Source organism: Jatrophihabitans sp. sgz311053, from assembly GCF_056135305.1.
Window position 1 is genome coordinate 271,666 of the sequence record NZ_JBWAXP010000001.1, and the last position, 16,377, is coordinate 288,042.

Consider the following 16,377-nt stretch of genomic DNA (forward strand, 5'->3'; position numbering starts at 1 on the left):
TCACCGTCACCCGCGCTGCCACGATGCGAAATGTCCGTTTCCGCGCTACCGCGGCCCATCCGAAGGAGTTTTATGAAGGCGACCCGTCTTCGTCACCGCCTGCTGGCGGCGGCCCTGGCCACCGTGACCACCACAGCCATGACGACAGCGCTGCTCCCGGCCGCCGACGCCTCGGCGGAGGTCAGCGGCGGCGTCACCATTCCTGCGTTCTACGACCCGCCGTCCGACCTGCCGGCGGCGAACGGCGCGCTGATCCGGACGCAGCCCACCGCCCTCGGCGTCCAGCTCGACCTCCCCGGCTTCCACGGGCCGCTGCCGGGTTCGGCGACGCTGATCATGTACAAGTCGACGGACTCGGCCGACGCCCCGGTCGCGGTCACCGGCACCTACATCGAACCGTCGACCGCGTGGCAGGGCAGCGGACCGCGCCCGCTCGTCAGCTTCGCCGAAGGCACCCAGGGCCAGGGCGACCAGTGCTCACCCTCCTATGGCCTCACCCATGCGCTGACGGTCACCGGCAGCACGGTGGTCGTGAACTACGAGATCCCGGCGATCTACTCACTGCTGAGCAAGGGCGTGGCGGTCGTCGTCACCGACTACGTCGGCCTCGGCACCACCGACCGGCTGCACACCTACGTCAACCGCGTCGACGAGGGGCACGCCGTGCTGGACGCCGCCCGCGCGGCACTGCAGGTACCGGGCGCCTCGGTGACCTCGGCGAGCAAGGTCGGTGCCTACGGCTACTCCCAGGGTGGCGGCGCGGCGGCCTCGGCTGCCGAGCTGCAGCGCAGTTACGCCCCGGACGTCAACCTCGTCGGCGCCTACGCCGGCGCCCCGCCCGCGAACCTCGCCGTCGTGCTGAAGGGCATCGACGGGACGTCGCTGGCCGGCGCGCTCGGCTGGGCCCTCAACGGCTTCGTCCAGTCCTATCCGCAGCTCAAGCCGATCGTGGACGCCGAGACCTCCGCGGCCGGCAAGGCCAAGCTGAAGGATCTCGAGCAGCGCTGCGTCGTCGACGGCATCACCGCCTTCGCCTTCCGCTCGTCCAAGGAGCTCACCCGCACCGGCGAGTCGCTGGACCAGGTGATCGCGCGCTACCCGGTGGCGCAGGCCGTCGTCGACGCCCAGCGCATCGGTCGCATCAAGCCGGCGGTGCCGGTCCGCATCGCCACCGGCACCCTGGACGACCTCGTCGACCACGGCCAGGCCAAGCAGCTCGCCCGGGACTGGTGCGGTCGGGGCGGCAACGTCCTGTACGCGCCGCTGGTCCAGACGGTGCCGACCGGCGGCACGGGGGTCAACCACCTCGCGCCGGCCTTCACCGATCAGGGCGCCGCGCAGTCCTGGCTGCTGGACCGGTTCGCCGGCACCCCCGCGGTGTCGAACTGCGCGCTGGTGCCGCTGCTGCCGTGACGCAACCTCCGACCCCGCTGAGGGGGTTGGGCGGACCTCAGACGCGAGCGGTCAGACTCTCGCGGTGATCTCAGCCCCGGGTGCCGGTTCGGAGCCTTCGACCAGGAGGTTCCGGACCGGCCTCGGGGCTCTCTTCGTGCTGGCCTGCCTGGTCCGGGTCGCCCTCGTGGTCGCGAGCCCCGGCGGCTTCGGGGGTTCCTACGGCTACGACTCGGGCGTCTATTTCGACGCCGCGAACCAACTCCTGCACGGACGGCTGCCCTACGGCGACTTCGTCCTGCTGCACCCGCCGGGGCTCGTGCTCGCGCTGACCCCGTTCGCCGCGCTGGCCCGCCTCACCTCCGACCACGCCGGCTTCGTCACCGGCTGCGTCGCCTTCGTCGGTATCGGCGCGCTGAACGCGACCCTCGTCGCCGCCATCGGTCACCGCGCCGGGCTCACCCGGTGGGCCGCGCTGCTCGGCGGCACGATCTACGCCGTCTGGCTCAGCCCGGCAGCCGCGGAGATCGGGATCCGTCTCGAGCCGCTCGGCACGCTCTGCTTCCTGGCCGGGCTGACCGTCCTGCTCTCCCCCGGTCGCGGCCCGGCGCGGACGATCGTGGCAGGCGCCCTGCTCGGGTTGGCCCCGGCGGTCAAGATCTGGTGGATCGTCCCGGTCACCGTGGTCCTCGTCTGGCTGGCGGTCACCACCCGGCACCGCGGGACCGTGCTGCGGTGCCTCGTCGGCGCGGCCGGCTCGCTGGCCGTCGTCCTCGGTCCGTTCTTCGCCCTCGCGCCGGGCTCGATGTGGCGCATGGTGGTGCTGGATCAGCTCGGCCGTCATGTCGTCCACGGCAAACCGCTGGTGCGGGTCGCTGACATCGCCTCGCTGAGCGCGGTCTCGCTGCCGGCCGTCCTCGGCCATGTCGTCCTGCCGGTCGTCGTCCTGCTGCTCACCCTGCTGCTCGCCGCCCGCGCCCTCCGCACACCGCTCGGCCGACTGGTGGTGCCGCTGGCGGTCGTCCAGGTCGCGGTGCTGCTCTGGTCGCCCAGCTTCTTCTCCTTCTACTCGAGCTACCCGGCTGCCGCGCTCTGCCTGCTCGTCGCCGCGGCGGTGGACCGGCGCCCGCCCGATGACGGTGCGACTGCGGCACCGACGCCGCCGCAGGCCGGAGTCGCCGCAGCCGGGGGACGGATCCGTGCCGTCGCGGGACTCGCCGTCGTGCTGCTGTCGGCCGGTGTCACGGTGGCCGCGCTGGCCAGCACCCACCCGACCGAGATCCGGGCCGTGCCACGGCCGCTGCCCGCCGTCCCGGCATGGGCTCGCTGCGTCACCTCCGACAGCCCGCAGGCGTTGATCCAGCTCGACGTCCTGAATCGCAACCTGTCACGCGGTTGCCCCGACTGGGGCGACTTCTCCGGCCGCACCTACGACGTCGACGCTCCCCGCGGGTCGCGCTACCTGCCCCGGCAGCGCAATCCGCGGTGGCAGGCGAGCATCCGGCGCTACCTGCTCGCAGGGGACGTCTTCCTCGTGGTGCGTAAGCAGACCGGGTTGAGCCGAGCCACGCGCGCGCTGCTCGACCGGCGGCCCGTCGTGGCACGACGCGGGGGTTACGTGCTCCGCGAGGGCTGCGGCCCCGACGTCAGCCGACCGCAGCGATCCGCATCGTCGTGTGCAGCTGCTCGCCGGGCGCCAGCACGCTGAGGCCGGCGCCGGAGTTGAAGGCGTCGGGGGCGCAGGTCATCGGCTCGATCGCCACCGCGCGACGGTGCATGTCGCTGCCGGGCTTGTCCAGGGTGTAGACCTGCAGCCAGCTCGCGGCCGCGTCCCAGGAGATCTCGACACCGCGACCGTCCCGTCCGACCAGCGAAGCGGCGGCTCCCCCGTCAGCGCCACGCCGCGTCACCACGAAGGCGTGGTCGAGGCTGCGGGTGCCGATGGCCGCCGCGGCGGTGAAGTCCAGGCCGAGCTTGCCGGCCGGGACGTCGGTGCGCGGCAGCAGCCGATCGTCGACGTCGATCACCTCGTCACACGGCAGCTGCAGGCTCCAGCCGTCGAGCGTCCCGCCGTCGCCCGCGCTGAAGTACGGGTGGCAGGAGAGGCCGACCGGCGCGGGGCGGTCCCCGGTGTTGCGCGCCGTCAGCTCGATGACCAGGCCGGCTGCCGAGAGGCGGTAGTCGGCCCGCACCGTGAGAGCGAAGGGATAGCCGGGACGGGGGAAGAGCTGGTGCTCGAAGCTCACGGCGTCCCCGGACTGCCTGACGATCGGCCACGCGTCCCACAGCGCCAGCCCGTGCAGGGCACAGCCCCGCCCCACCTCGTTGACCGGGAGCTGATGGGTCTCGCCGGCGAAACGCCACCGGCCGTCCCGGATGCGGTTGGGCCAGGGCGCGAGGACCATGCCGCGGTACGGCGGCGTCGGGACCGGCGCCTCGGGGACGTCGAAGAGCAGCTCACGGCCGTCGTGGCGCAGCGAGACGAGCGCCGCCCCCTGCGCCGAGAAGTGCGCCTGCCACTCCCCGGCGACGAGGTCGACCATCGGCGCCGTCACGTGCCCGGTGGCGCGGTGCGTCGGCTGATCGTGGCCTGCACGACCACCACGGCGAGCAGGAACGCGCCGGAGACCACCTGCTGGACGTAGGAGTTGAGGTTCGCGCCCTGGACCACCAGGTTCTGGATCACGAACAGCAGCGTAATCCCGGCCAGCGTGCCGAGGATCGAGCCGACGCCACCGGCGAGCAGCGTGCCACCGATGACCACGGCGGCGATGGCCTGCAGCTCGTAGGAGTCACCGATGCGGGCCTCCTGCCCGCCGCCGCTCTGGGCGGTGGTGAGGATGCCGGCGATGGCTGCGCAGACGCCGCTGATGACGTAGACGAGCGTGTTGGCCCGCCGCACCGGCAGTCCCATGAGCTCGGCCGCAGGCTGGTTGCCGCCGATGGCCTGGATGTTCTGACCGAAGGCGGAGCGGTTCAGCAGGAACCAGCCCACCGCGAAGACGGCGAGGGCGATCCACACCGGGGTGCCGATGGTGCCGAGCGCCCCCTTGCCGAGCGACTCGAAGGCCTGGTCGCCGGGGACCCGCGGCACGCTGTTGCCCTCGTCGGTGATGAAGAAGACGATGCCCCGCACGCCACCGAGGCCGGCGAGCGTCACGATGAAGGCGGGCAGCCGGGTGTAGGCGATGATCAGGCCCTGCACGAGACCCACGACCGCGCACGAGACGAGCGGGACGAGGATCGCGGCCGTCGAGCCGTAGATGGAGTACTGCGCGCTGAGGATGACCGCGAGCGCGTAGGTGGACCCCACCGACAGGTCGATGCCACCACTGATGATCACGAACGTCATCCCGGCGGCGATGATCGCCAGGAAGGACGCCGCCAGCGCGATGTTGCGCAGGTTGTCCAGCGAGCCGAAGGTCGGCACCAGCACGAAGCCGATGATCACGGTGAGCACCAGCGCGACCAGGGCGCCGTTGCGCAGGATCAGCGACGTCAGCGCCCGACCCCGGGCGATGGCGGCCTCGCGACCACCGTTGTCGGCCGCGGCGGTGACCACGGCGGCATCGTCCGGCAGGGGACGGATCTGGGTCATCGGTTCCTCCACGGACGCTGCAGCGAGACGGCGGCGATGATGATGAGCGCTTCGACGATGCGGGCGATCGAGTCGCGGACGCCGTGGGAGACCAGCGTGTTCTCCAGCAGCTGGATCAGCACGGCGCCGGCGACGGTGCCGAGGATGCGCACCCGGCCGCCGGTGAGCAGCGTGCCGCCGATGACGACGGCGGTGATCGCCGTCAGCTCGATGTTCAGCCCTACGTAGGACGGGTCGGCGGCGCGGATCCGGGCGGTGCTGATGACGCCGGCGAGGCCGGCCAGCAGGCCCGAGATGGCGTAGACGGTGATGAGGGTGCGCCGCACCGGGACGCCGGCCAGCCGACTCGCCCGGATGTTGCCGCCGATCGCCAGCAACCGGTAGCCGAAGCTGGTGCGCCGCAGGATCAGCGCCGCGAGCAGGGCCAGCAGCAGGGCGAACCACATGATGCTCGGCAGCCCCAGCACCTTGGACTCGCGGACGTCGCCGAAGAACGGCGGGAAGAGCTCGACGAGCGCACCGCCGGTGATGACGAGCGCGATGCCGCGGCCGCCGACCAGCATGGCCAGGGTGGCGACGATCGGCTGCACCCGCGCGAAGGCGACGACCGCTCCGTTGAAGGCGCCGACCAGCGTCGCCAGCAGCACCGCCAGGACGATGGCGACCCCGATGGGCAGTCCGAAGCCGTCCGGGGTGAAGGCCTTGGCCGTCATGGCGGCGGCGATGGCCATCACCGCGCCCACGGAGAGGTCGACGCCGCCGGTGCCGATCACCAGCGCCATCCCCAGCGCCACCATGATCACCACCGTGGTCTGGGTGGCGAGCAGCTGGATCGTCTCGGCGGTGAGGAAGTTGTTGGTGGCGATCGCATTGAAGATCACCAGCAGCACCAGCGCCACGTAGACGCCGTGGTCACGCAGGATCCGCCCGGCCACCGCGACCGGACCGGGGCGACCCGGTCGGGACGTCGCCGGCGGCGTCGCGGCGGCTGCCGGGGCCGGATCGGCCTTGCTGATCGACATGCTCACGACGCCGCCTCCCCGGAGGCGGCGAGCGCGCTCTGCGGCTGCTCGTCGCCGGTCTCGGCCGCCGCCCCGGCGATGGTGTCCATGATGGTGTCCTCCGTGATGTCGTCGCCGAAGAGCGTCGCCAGCTGCGCGCCGTCACGCAGGACGACGACGGCGTCGGAGCCTTCGACGACCTCCTCCAGCTCGGAGCTGATGAGCACGACGGCCATGCCCTTCTCGGCCAGCTCGGCCACCAAGCCCTGGACCTCGGCCTTGGCGCCGACATCGATGCCACGCGTCGGCTCGTCGAGGAGCAGCACCTTCGGGTTCAGGCAGAGCAGGCGAGCCAGCAACACCTTCTGCTGGTTGCCACCGGAGAGCTCGGAGACCTTCTGCCGCGGGCTGTGCGCCTTGATCCGCAGCCGCTCCATGAAGGTGGTGACGATGCCGTCGAGCTTGCGGCGGTTGACGATCCCGGCCCGCGACAGGTGCGGCAGCGCGGCGAGACCGATGTTGTCGCGGATCGAGAGGTCGGGGATGATCCCCTCCGCCTTGCGGTCCTCGGGCAGGAAGGCGACGCCGCGCCGCAGCCGGGAGGCAGGCGTCTGCCGACGCAGCGCCTCACCGCCGACCTCGACGGTGCCGCTGTCCAGGGGCAGGGCGCCGAAAACGGCCTTGGCCGTCTCCGAGCGGCCGGAGCCGAGCAGTCCGGCCAGGCCAACCACCTCACCGGGGCGGACGACGAGCGAGACGTCGTCGAGGACGAGCTTGCGGCTCATGTTCGTGGCCGCCAGCACGGGCGGGGCGTCGGCGACCGGCGCGCGGCCGGCCAGCCGGGTGCGGTTGCCGTCGGTGAGCTCCGCGGCGTCGCGGCCGAGCATGCGCGAGATGAGCTGCCGGTGCGAGGTGGTGCTCGTCGGCCCCGTCCAGACCAACCGGCCGTCGCGGAGCACGGTGATCGTGTCGCAGGCGCGGAAGACCTCGTCCAGCTTGTGCGAGACGTAGACGACGGCGACACCGTCGGCCTTGAGCATGGCCACGACCGCGAGCAGCTTCTCGACCTCGCGCGGCTCCAGCGAGCTCGTCGGCTCGTCCATGATCACGACGCTGGCCTTGGTCGAGACGGCGCGCGCGATGGCGACCATCTGCTGGATGCCGAGGCCGAGCTCGCCGAGCGGGCGGCGGACGTCCACGGCGATGCCGAGCCGGTCGAGCTGCTCGGCAGCCTCGCGGTTCATCCGGCGCAGGTCCAGCCGGCCGGCGCGGCTCGGCGACCGGCCGAGGAAGAAGTTACGGGCCACCGAGAGCTGCGGGGCCAGATGCACCTCTTGGTAGATGGTGGCGATGCCGGCCTGCTGCGCCGCGCGCGGCGAGGCGAACGACACCGCCTCACCGGCGAGGCGGACCTCGCCGGAGTCGGGGGTGTAGACCCCGGTCGCCAGCTTGATCAGGGTCGACTTGCCGGCGCCGTTCTCGCCGACGAGGGCGTGGACCGAACCCGGCGCCAGGTCGAGTGAGACGTCGCGCAGGGCATGCACCCCCGCGAACGCCTTCCCCAGGTTGCGGACCGACAGCGCCGGGACGCTGTCGCGCGGGCGGTCGGACGGGCTGTCCGGTGGGCTGGTCACGTACACGCCTCTCGTCTGACGGGTCTGGTCGCGGTGCCGCGCCGGCCGGGTTCACCGGCCGGCGCGAACCTCACGTGCATGCGGTCGGGATCGACCGCTCAGTACGCGGCGCCGGAGGCGAGCGCCTGCTTGGCGTTGCTCTTGTCATACTGGTTGTCCGTGGTGATCGTGACCGCCGGCGCGCCGGAGCCGTTCACGTACTGGACCAGGGCCGCCTGGGCAGACGGGCCGAAGGCCGGGTTGGACTCGATCACGGCGTCGAAGTTGCCGTCCACGATGGCCTGGACCGCGCCCTTGGTGCCGTCGATGGAGACGATGTGGACCTTGTCGGTGCCCGCCTTGCCGGCGTCCTCCAGCGCGGCCAGCGCGCCGAGGCCCATCTCGTCGTTCTCGGCGTAGATCGCGTTGACCTCGGGGTGCGCGCGCAGCAGCGTCTCGGTGACCGACTGGCCCTTCTCCCGGGTGAAGTCGGCGGTCTGCTGGAAGATCACCTTGATGCCGCTGGCGTTCTTCTTCTTCAGCTCGTCCAGGAAGCCCGCGGTGCGGTCGTCCGTGACGTTGACACCCGAGGCGCCGAGCAGGATGGCGAGGTTCGCCTTGCCCCCCGTGGCCTTGATCATGGCGTCGGCGGCGCGGCGACCCTGCTCGACGAAGTCCGAGCCGAGCTGCGGACCCACGCTCTGACAGCCCTTGACGCCGGTGATGTTGCGGTCCACCGGGACCATCGCGACCTTCTTGCTCTTGGCGTAGGAGATCGCGTCGTTCAGGCCGGTCGAGTTGATCGGGGAGAAGATGATCGCCTTCGCGCCGCGGTCGATCATGCCCTTGATGTCGGAGTTCTGCTGCTGCACGTTCGACTGCGCGTTGGTGGTGATCAGCTTCCAGCCGTTCTTCTTCGCGGTCTGGATCTGCGACTTGGTGGAGGCGATGCGGAAGGGATTCGCCTCCTTCTCCGACTGCGACCAGCCGATGGTGGCGGTCTTGAAGTCGATCTTGCCGATGCCGAGCGAGGATGCCTTGCAGATGGGACCGTACTGCGCCGAGACGCCTGCGGGCTTGGCCGTGGTGAGCAGCTCGGTGCCACCGGCGGCGACGATCGCGGCCGGCACGCCGGACTGGTCGGCGCCGAGCGTCTGCTGCGCCGCTTGGGAGCCGGACTGCGATGCACCGCTGCTGGAGCTGTCCCCGGTGTCGCCCGTGGTGCAGGCACTGGTGAGAGCGACGGCGGCCAGCGCGGCTGCCGTGGCGGTCTTGCGGTAACGCAGGATCATGCGAAGGTCCTCCACCGATGTGTGCGGGCCGGAGCGCTGCTCGCCGCGACGCCGTGAGAAATGTGAGAGCGATAACAGTCGCTCGGCGAGCTCCTGTCAAGGTCGATGTCGGGCTCGTTGCCGTTCCGTAGCCAAAGCCTCGACAGAAAGCCGCAAAGGCGGCACATTCGCCGTCGTAGGTAACATCCACATCACACTGGTGACGCTCACAGGCCGGAGCCGGCCGCGGTGAGGCAGCAGCTGTAACACGGCGTTGACTTCACACGTCAAACCGGCGAAGGTGGGTCAAATCCCACATGGCAGCGTTACCAGAACGCCGCACCACCTGGAGGACGTGTGCCACTGGCGGCCCCACTCCGGATCGACGCCCATGCGATCGACTACGCCCTCGTCGCGGTGTACTTCGTCCTCGTTCTCGGCATCGGGCTCGTCGCCCGACGGCGCGTCTCCAACAGCCTGGACTTCCTGCTCTCCGGCCGCAGCCTGCCGGCCTGGGTCACCGGGCTGGCCTTCGTCTCGGCGAACCTCGGCGCGATCGAGCTGCTGGGCCAGAGCGCGAACGGCGCGCAGTACGGCGAGCAGACGTTCCACTACTACTGGATCGGCGCCATCCCGGCGATGGTCTTCCTGGCCCTGGTGATGATGCCGTTCTACTACGGCACCGGGGTTCGCAGCGTTCCGGAGTTCCTGGCCCGGCGCTTCGACCGCAAGACGCAGCGACTGCAGGCGGTGCTCTTCGCCGTCGCCTCGGTGCTGCTCGCGGGCGTCAACCTCTACGCCATGGCGATCGTGGTCAACGCCTTGCTCGGCTGGCCCACCTGGCTGGCCATCGTCGCGGCCGGCGTGGTCGTCCTGGCCTACACCGTGCTGGGCGGCCTGTCGGCCGCGATCTACAACGAGGTGCTGCAGTTCTTCGTCATCGTGGCCGCGATGGTCCCGGTGACCCTCGTCGGCCTGCACCGCGTCGGCGGCTGGTCCGGACTCACCGACCGCATCTCGGCGCAGCCCGGTGGCGAGGCGACACTCTCGCCGTTCCCGGCCCACGAGCTCACCGGCATCGGCAGCTCGGTGGGGTCGGTGATCGGCGTCGTCCTCGGGCTGGGCTTCGTCACGTCCTTCGGCTACTGGACGACGAACTTCGCCGAGGTCCAGCGCGCCTTCTCCGCCCGCAGCGGGTCGGCGGCCCAGCGCACGCCGCTCATCGCCGCGATCCCCAAGACGCTCATCGCCCTGGTGATCATCATCCCCGGCATGGTCGCGGCCGTCCTGATCCCCGGCATCGCCGACCTGCGGGAGGGGTTGCCGTCGAACTTCCAGTACAACGACGTCGTCCCGCTGCTGCTGCGCGAGCTGCTGCCCAACGGCTTCCTGGGCGTGGCGCTCGCCGGCCTCCTCGCCTCGTTCATGGCGGGCATGGCGGCGAACGTCAGCTCGTTCAACACGGTCTTCACCTACGACCTCTGGCAGGACTGGATCCGTCCCGGCCTGCCCGACCGGCACTACCTCGTCGTCGGCCGGATCGTCACCGTCCTCGGCACCGCCCTGGCCGTCGGCACGGCTTTCATCGCCGCCGGTTTCAGCAACATCATGGACTACATCCAGACCCTCTTCTCCTTCTTCAACGTGCCGCTCTTCGCCGTCTTCGTCTTCGGCCTCTTCTGGAAGCGCCTCACCGGTAGCGGCGGCTTCTGGGGCATGGCGGCCGGCACCCTCGCCGCGGTCGTCGTCTTCATCCTCAACCGCACGGGGGTCATCGAGCTCTCCGGTCAGGGCTCGAGCTTCCTCGGCGGCGGCGCGGCCTTCGTCGTGGCGCTGCTCGTCGGCGCCGCGGTCTCGCTGCGGGGGACGCCGAAGCCCGACGCGGAGCTCGTCGGCCTGGTTCGCAGCGTCACCCCGAAGGAGCAGCGCACGGTGGAGCGCGAACCCGGTTGGTACCGCTCCCCCGGCCTGCTCTCGGTCGGCGTGCTGGCGCTCGCCGGCGCCGGCTACATCGTCTTCAGCATCATCTGACCGGTGTCCCGCCACCTGGAGGAGTCATGAGTCCACGCCCGCGCCCGCCGCTGCGGGAGATCCTCTTCGACCTGCGGATGATCATCGGCGGCCTCTTCCTGGTTTACGGCACGGTCTGCACGATCTATGGGCTTGTCGACTTCACCGCCGTCGACGCGCGACGCAGCGGCGGGATCAACGTCAACCTCTGGAGCGGCATCGGCATGCTCGTCGCCGCGGCCGCCTTCATCGCCTGGACGCTGTGGCGCCCGGTGGACGAGGTGGCGCGCCGCGACGCTGACCGGCGCGCCGACAGCGGTCTGCCACCGGAGTGAGTGAGCCGATGCCGGGGCGATCCTGGTATCGCTGCCATGCGCCGTTGTTCCCGTGTCAGCGGGCTTTCGTGACGCCGGTCTGTCGATAGTCTGTGACGATGACGCGCAGCCGACCGCCCGCACTGAGCGATGTCGCAGCACGTGCCGGCGTCTCGGCGCAGACCGTCTCGCGCGTCCTCAACGATCACCCCTACGTCTCCGAGACCACGCGCGCCGCGGTCGAGCAGGCCATCGCCCAGCTGGGCTACCGGCGCAACATGTCCGCGCGCGCCCTGGCCACCGGGCGTTCCAGCGTGATCGGCGTGATCGCGCCGAGCTCCACGCTCTACGGACCGTCGGCGATGGTCGGCGAACTGGGACGGGCCGCCCGGTCGGCCGACATGACCTTCAGCGTGGACTATCCGGCCTCGCTCTCCGAGCGCGCCGTGGCCGAGTCGGTCGACCGGCTGGTGGGCCACGGCGTCGCCGGGCTCTTCGCCGTCCTCCCCCTCGACTCGGCAGCGGCGATCGCAGCCAAGGCGCTGCCCAAGGGCACCCCCCTCGTCGTGGTCGACGGCCCGCCCGACACCCCTGCGCCGATCGTCGGGGTCGATCAGCAGGGTGGGGCCGAGCTGGCGGTGGAGCATCTGCTCGGCCTCGGTCATGATGCGGTCTGGCATGTCGCGGGTCCGGCAGACTGGAACGACAGCCGCAGCCGGGAGGCCGGCTGGCGGGCGGCGCTCGCGCGGGCCGGACGCGAGGTCCCGCCGCTGCTGCGTGGCGACTGGTCGCCACCGTCGGGGTACGAGGCCGGTCGCATGGCCGCCCGCATCCCGGAGTGCACCGCGATCTTCGTGGCCAACGACCACATGGCGCTCGGCGTCATCGCCGCACTGCGTGACCACGGCCGCGACGTGCCGGGCGACGTCAGCGTGGTCGGGTTCGACGACGTCCCCGAGTCGGCGTACTTCGCACCACCGCTCACCACCGTCCACCAGGACTACCCGACCGTCGGCCGGATGGGGCTGGAGCTGCTGCTGTCCCAGATCAACTCGCCCGAGGACGAGGTCGCCGCGACAACGCTGATCCCGGCGACGCTGGTGCCACGGTCGTCGACAGCACCCCGCTGACCGAAATCTTCCCGCAATGCTGGACACGGTTTGGCGTGAGTCGTAAGTTAGCGCTCACATGCGTCACGACAGCCGAGTCCGGTTGGCTCGTCGCAGGCGCGTAGCGGGTCTGCGCGGGCTGTGTTCGCGATATCAGAGAGGCTGTCATGGGTGCCATCGCCGAACCCCTGGTCATCGGAGTCGACTTCGGCACTCTGTCCGGGCGGGCGGTTGTCGTGCGGGTCGCCGACGGCGCCGAGCTGGGATCAGCCGTACACGAGTACGCCCACGGCGTGATCGAGGATCGGCTGCCGAGCAGCGGCGAGGTCCTGCCGCCGGACTGGGCGCTGCAGGTGCCCGCCGATTACGTCGACGTCCTGCGCGAGGCGGTGCCGGCTGCGCTCGCCGCGGCCGGTGTGGACGCCGCCGACGTCGTGGGTATCGCCACCGACTTCACCGCCTGCACCATGGTGCCGGTGCTCGCCGACGGCACGCCGCTCAACGAGCTGGACCGTTTCGCCGACCGGCCCCACGCCTACGTCAAGCTGTGGAAGCACCACGCCGCCCAGCCGCACGCCGACCGCATCAACACCCTGGCCACCAAGCGGGGTGAGGCCTGGCTGCCGCGCTACGGCGGGCTGATCAGCTCCGAGTGGGAGTTCGCCAAGGGGCTGCAGCTGCTGGAGGAGGACCGCGAGGTCTACGACGCCATGGACCACTGGGTCGAGGCGGCGGACTGGATCGTCTGGCAACTCTGCGGAACCTACGTCCGCAACGCCTGCACCGCAGGCTACAAGGGCATCCGGCAGGACGGTGCCTACCCGTCACGGGACTTCCTCGCCGAGCTGAACCCGGACTTCGCGGACTTCGTCGAGACGAAGCTCGATCACCGCATCGGCGAGCTGGGCGAGCGTGCCGGCGGACTGACCGCTGAGGTTGCCGCCTGGACGGGCCTGCCCGAGGGCATCGCCGTCGCCGTCGGCAACGTCGACGCCCACGTCTCGGCCGCGGCCGCACAGGCGGTCGAGCCCGGCCACATGGTGGCGATCATGGGGACCTCCACCTGCCACGTCATGAATAGCGCGGAAGTGCGCGAAGTCCCCGGCATGTGCGGCGTCGTCGACGGCGGCATCGTGGCCGGCCTGCCGGGATACGAGGCCGGGCAGAGCGGCGTCGGTGACATCTTCGGGTGGTTCGTCGATCAGTGCGTCCCCGGTGACTACGCCCAGCGGGCCGAGCGTGAGGGCCGTTCGGTGCACGAGCTGCTCTCCGAGCTGGCGGCCGAGCAGGCGGTCGGGGCGCACGGTCTCGTCGCGCTCGACTGGCATTCGGGCAACCGCTCCCCGCTCGTGGACCATGAACTGTCCGGGCTGGTCGTCGGCCTGACGCTCGCCACCCGCGCCGAGGACGTCTACCGCGCGCTGATCGAGTCCACGGCCTTCGGGGCGCGCCTGATCGTCAACACCTTCCGCGACGCCGGCGTCCCGGTCGAGCGCTTCACCGTCACCGGCGGCCTGCGCAAGAACCCGCTCGTCATGCAGATCTACGCCGACGTGCTGCGCCTGCCGCTCTCGGTGCTCGACTCCGAGCAGGGGCCGGCCCTCGGCTCGGCGATCCACGCCGCGGTCGCGGCGGGGTCCTACCCGGACATCAGGGCCGCCTCCGCCGCGATGGGACGCATCACCGAGAACGTCTGGGTGCCTGACCCCGCCCGCGCGCGCGCCTACGAAGACCTCTACGCCGAGTACCTGACCCTGGTCGAGATCTTCGGCCGGGGCGAGCAGTCGATGCGCCGGCTCAAGCAGATCCGCCGTGCGGCCCGCGGAGGCAAGGCATGATCGCCGTCGACCGGTCGGTGCGCGAGGCCGCCGCCGCCGTCGCCGCCGAGGTCGCCGAGCTGCACGACGAGCTGCCCCGCAACGAGCTCGTCGTCTGGACCGCCGGCAACGTCTCGGCCCGCGTCCCCGGCACCGAGCTCTTCGTCATCAAGCCGTCGGGCGTCGCCTACGACGAGCTGGACGGCGACGCGATGGTCGTCTGCGACCTCCATGGCAACCTGGTCGACGGCACCCGGTCACCCTCGTCCGACACTGCCGCGCACGCGTACGTCTACCGGCACCGGCCGGATGTCGGCGGCCAGGTCCACACCCATTCGACCTACGCGACCGCGTGGGCCGCACGCGGCGAGCCGATCCCCTGCGTGCTGACGATGATGGCCGACGAGTTCGGCGGCGACATCCCGGTCGGCCCGTTCGCGCTCATCGGTGACGACTCGATCGGGCAGGGCATCGTGGAGACGCTGGCCGGCTCCCGCTCGCCGGCGGTGCTGATGCGCAACCACGGCGTCTTCACCATCGGCGCCACTGCCCGGGCCGCGGTGAAGGCCGCGGTGATGTGCGAGGACGTCGCCCGCACGGTCCACATCTCGCGGCAGCTCGGCACTCCGCTGCCCATCCCGCAGGCGGACATCGACTCGCTCTACGACCGCTACCAGAACGTCTACGGACGATGACGTCCCCGAAAGGCCACCTCATGACTGCGTCGTCCGACAAGCAGGTCTGGTTCCTCACCGGCAGCCAGGACCTCTACGGCCCGGAGGTGCTGGACCAGGTCGCGCAGCAGTCGCAGCAGGTCTGCGCCGACCTCGAGGCCGGCGGCCTGCCCGTCGGCGTCCGCTGGCTGCCCGTGCTGAAGGACTCCGACACCATTCGCGCCACGATGCGCGAAGCCAACTCCGACCCCTCCTGCGTGGGGGTCATCGCCTGGATGCACACCTTCTCGCCGGCCAAGATGTGGATCGCCGGACTCACCGAGCTGCGCAAGCCGCTGCTGCACCTGCACACCCAGGCCAACCAGTCCCTGCCGTGGACCACCATCGACATGGACTTCATGAACCTCAACCAGGCCGCCCACGGCGACCGGGAGTTCGGTTACATCCAGTCCCGGCTGCGCGTGCCGCGGGTGACGGTGGCCGGGCACGCCGCCGACGAGCGCACCCGGCTCGGCGTGAGCCGCTGGATGCGCGTCGCACTCGGCATCGACGAGATCCGATCGCTGCGGCTGGCCCGCTTCGGTGACAACATGCGCGATGTCGCGGTCACCGAGGGGGACAAGGTCGAGGCGCAGCGCGTCTTCGGTGTCTCGGTCAACACCTACGGCGTCAACGACCTCGTCGCCGTGGTCGACGCGATCGCCGACGCCGAGGTGGACAAGCTCGTCGCGGAGTACGCCGACGTCTACACCGTCGCCCCGGAGCTGCTGCCCGACGGCGAGCGGCACGAGTCGCTGCGCTACGCCGCGCGGATCGAGGCCGGCCTGCGGTCGTTCCTCGGCGACGGCGGCTTCGGCGCCTTCACCACCAACTTCGAGGACCTCGGCGGTCTGCGCCAACTGCCGGGGCTCGCCGTGCAGCGACTGATGGCCGACGGTTACGGCTTCGGCGGCGAGGGCGACTGGAAGACGTCGGTCCTGCTGCGGACCTTCAAGACGATGGCCGCCGGGCTGCCGGGCGGGACGTCGTTCATGGAGGACTACACCTACCACCTCGGCCCCGGTCCGCAGCGAATCCTGGGCGCGCACATGCTCGAGGTCTGCCCGAGCATCGCCGCGGAGCGACCGAGTGTCGAGATCCACCCGCTGGGCATCGGTGGGCGCGAGGACCCGGTGCGGCTGCGGTTCGGCGCCGCACCGGGGTCCGCGGTCGTCGTCGGCCTCAGCGACCTCGGCGACCGGTTCCGGCTCGTCGGCAACACGGTCGAGGTCGTCACGCCGGACGACGAGCTGCGTGCCCTGCCCGTCGCCGCCGCGGTGTGGGAACCGCACCCGGACCTCCCCACCTCGGCCGAGTGCTGGCTCACGGCCGGCGGTCCGCACCACACCGTTCTCACGGCGCAGCTGGACGCGACGACCATCGAGCAGTTCGCCGAGCTGCTGGGCGTCGAGCTCGCGATGATCGACTCGCGTACCGAGGGGCCGCGGTTCCGGCAGGAGCTGCGGTGGAACGCTGCCTACCACCGGCTGGCCGCCGGTTTGTGATCCTTCGCCCTGCGGGCGGATCATGGACGGTGTG

Annotated in this window: 13 protein-coding genes; 8 read left to right on the top strand and 5 right to left on the bottom strand. The window is 71.1% G+C overall.

The features are described 5' to 3' along the window. The first annotated feature begins 72 nt into the window (after window positions 1-72). On the top strand, window positions 73-1,413 hold the full coding sequence (locus AC0NZQ_RS01030; RefSeq protein WP_474527755.1) for a lipase family protein: 1,341 nt from the start codon (window positions 73-75) through the stop codon (window positions 1,411-1,413). Between the two features lie 64 nt (window positions 1,414-1,477). Then, window positions 1,478-3,100 carry a hypothetical protein gene (locus AC0NZQ_RS01035; RefSeq protein ID WP_474527756.1) on the top strand — a complete coding sequence of 541 codons (1,623 nt, stop codon included), beginning with the start codon at window positions 1,478-1,480 and terminating at the stop codon, window positions 3,098-3,100. Here AC0NZQ_RS01035 and AC0NZQ_RS01040 read toward each other — a convergent pair. The 5 genes from AC0NZQ_RS01040 to AC0NZQ_RS01060 form a co-directional block, all read right to left on the bottom strand. After that, window positions 3,039-3,947 carry an aldose 1-epimerase family protein gene (locus AC0NZQ_RS01040; protein WP_474527757.1) on the bottom strand — a complete coding sequence of 303 codons (909 nt, stop codon included), beginning with the start codon at window positions 3,945-3,947 and terminating at the stop codon, window positions 3,039-3,041. The genes AC0NZQ_RS01035 and AC0NZQ_RS01040 overlap by 62 nt on opposite strands. Further along, window positions 3,944-4,990 carry an ABC transporter permease gene (locus AC0NZQ_RS01045; RefSeq protein ID WP_474527758.1) on the bottom strand — a complete coding sequence of 349 codons (1,047 nt, stop codon included), beginning with the start codon at window positions 4,988-4,990 and terminating at the stop codon, window positions 3,944-3,946. Before AC0NZQ_RS01045 ends, AC0NZQ_RS01040 begins: the two co-directional genes overlap by 4 nt. Continuing rightward, window positions 4,987-6,012: an ABC transporter permease gene (locus AC0NZQ_RS01050; protein ID WP_474529384.1), complete on the bottom strand. Its 1,026-nt coding sequence runs from the start codon at window positions 6,010-6,012 to the stop codon at window positions 4,987-4,989. Before AC0NZQ_RS01050 ends, AC0NZQ_RS01045 begins: the two co-directional genes overlap by 4 nt. A 2-nt stretch (window positions 6,013-6,014) precedes the next feature. Beyond that, on the bottom strand, window positions 6,015-7,625 hold the full coding sequence (locus tag AC0NZQ_RS01055) for a sugar ABC transporter ATP-binding protein (protein ID WP_474527759.1): 1,611 nt from the start codon (window positions 7,623-7,625) through the stop codon (window positions 6,015-6,017). A 98-nt stretch (window positions 7,626-7,723) separates the two neighbouring features. Next, a complete protein-coding gene (locus AC0NZQ_RS01060) occupies window positions 7,724-8,896 on the bottom strand; it encodes a substrate-binding domain-containing protein (protein WP_474527760.1) in 1,173 nt (390 codons plus the stop codon). Between the two features lie 336 nt (window positions 8,897-9,232). Between AC0NZQ_RS01060 and AC0NZQ_RS01065 the strand changes: the two genes are divergently transcribed. From AC0NZQ_RS01065 to araA, 6 genes are all read left to right on the top strand, one after another. After that, window positions 9,233-10,906, top strand: a complete 1,674-nt coding sequence (locus tag AC0NZQ_RS01065) for a sodium:solute symporter family protein (RefSeq protein WP_474527761.1) — start codon at window positions 9,233-9,235, stop codon at window positions 10,904-10,906. 26 nt (window positions 10,907-10,932) lie between these two features. Further along, a complete protein-coding gene (locus AC0NZQ_RS01070) occupies window positions 10,933-11,220 on the top strand; it encodes a hypothetical protein (RefSeq protein ID WP_474527762.1) in 288 nt (95 codons plus the stop codon). Between the two features lie 98 nt (window positions 11,221-11,318). Then, window positions 11,319-12,329: a LacI family DNA-binding transcriptional regulator gene (locus AC0NZQ_RS01075; RefSeq protein ID WP_474527763.1), complete on the top strand. Its 1,011-nt coding sequence runs from the start codon at window positions 11,319-11,321 to the stop codon at window positions 12,327-12,329. A gap of 146 nt (window positions 12,330-12,475) precedes the next feature. After that, on the top strand, window positions 12,476-14,146 hold the full coding sequence (gene araB / locus AC0NZQ_RS01080; protein WP_474527764.1) for a ribulokinase: 1,671 nt from the start codon (window positions 12,476-12,478) through the stop codon (window positions 14,144-14,146). Next, on the top strand, window positions 14,143-14,820 hold the full coding sequence (locus tag AC0NZQ_RS01085; protein ID WP_474527765.1) for an L-ribulose-5-phosphate 4-epimerase: 678 nt from the start codon (window positions 14,143-14,145) through the stop codon (window positions 14,818-14,820). Before araB ends, AC0NZQ_RS01085 begins: the two co-directional genes overlap by 4 nt. A 20-nt stretch (window positions 14,821-14,840) precedes the next feature. Then, window positions 14,841-16,343, top strand: a complete 1,503-nt coding sequence (araA, locus tag AC0NZQ_RS01090; protein WP_474527766.1) for an L-arabinose isomerase — start codon at window positions 14,841-14,843, stop codon at window positions 16,341-16,343. Window positions 16,344-16,377: the final 34 nt, after the last annotated feature.

What these genes read in the sequence shown, in the direction of transcription:
- araA (WP_474527766.1), top strand. Translation starts at nt 14,841, where the DNA reads ATGACTGCGTCGTCCGACAAGCAGGTCTGGTTCCTCACCGGCAGCCAG.
- AC0NZQ_RS01075 (WP_474527763.1), top strand. Translation starts at nt 11,319, where the DNA reads ATGACGCGCAGCCGACCGCCCGCACTGAGCGATGTCGCAGCACGTGCC.
- AC0NZQ_RS01030 (WP_474527755.1), top strand. Translation starts at nt 73, where the DNA reads ATGAAGGCGACCCGTCTTCGTCACCGCCTGCTGGCGGCGGCCCTGGCC.
- AC0NZQ_RS01060 (WP_474527760.1), bottom strand. Translation starts at nt 8,896, where the DNA reads ATGATCCTGCGTTACCGCAAGACCGCCACGGCAGCCGCGCTGGCCGCC.
- AC0NZQ_RS01050 (WP_474529384.1), bottom strand. Translation starts at nt 6,012, where the DNA reads ATGTCGATCAGCAAGGCCGATCCGGCCCCGGCAGCCGCCGCGACGCCG.
- AC0NZQ_RS01085 (WP_474527765.1), top strand. Translation starts at nt 14,143, where the DNA reads ATGATCGCCGTCGACCGGTCGGTGCGCGAGGCCGCCGCCGCCGTCGCC.
- araB (WP_474527764.1), top strand. Translation starts at nt 12,476, where the DNA reads ATGGGTGCCATCGCCGAACCCCTGGTCATCGGAGTCGACTTCGGCACT.
- AC0NZQ_RS01070 (WP_474527762.1), top strand. Translation starts at nt 10,933, where the DNA reads ATGAGTCCACGCCCGCGCCCGCCGCTGCGGGAGATCCTCTTCGACCTG.
- AC0NZQ_RS01045 (WP_474527758.1), bottom strand. Translation starts at nt 4,990, where the DNA reads ATGACCCAGATCCGTCCCCTGCCGGACGATGCCGCCGTGGTCACCGCC.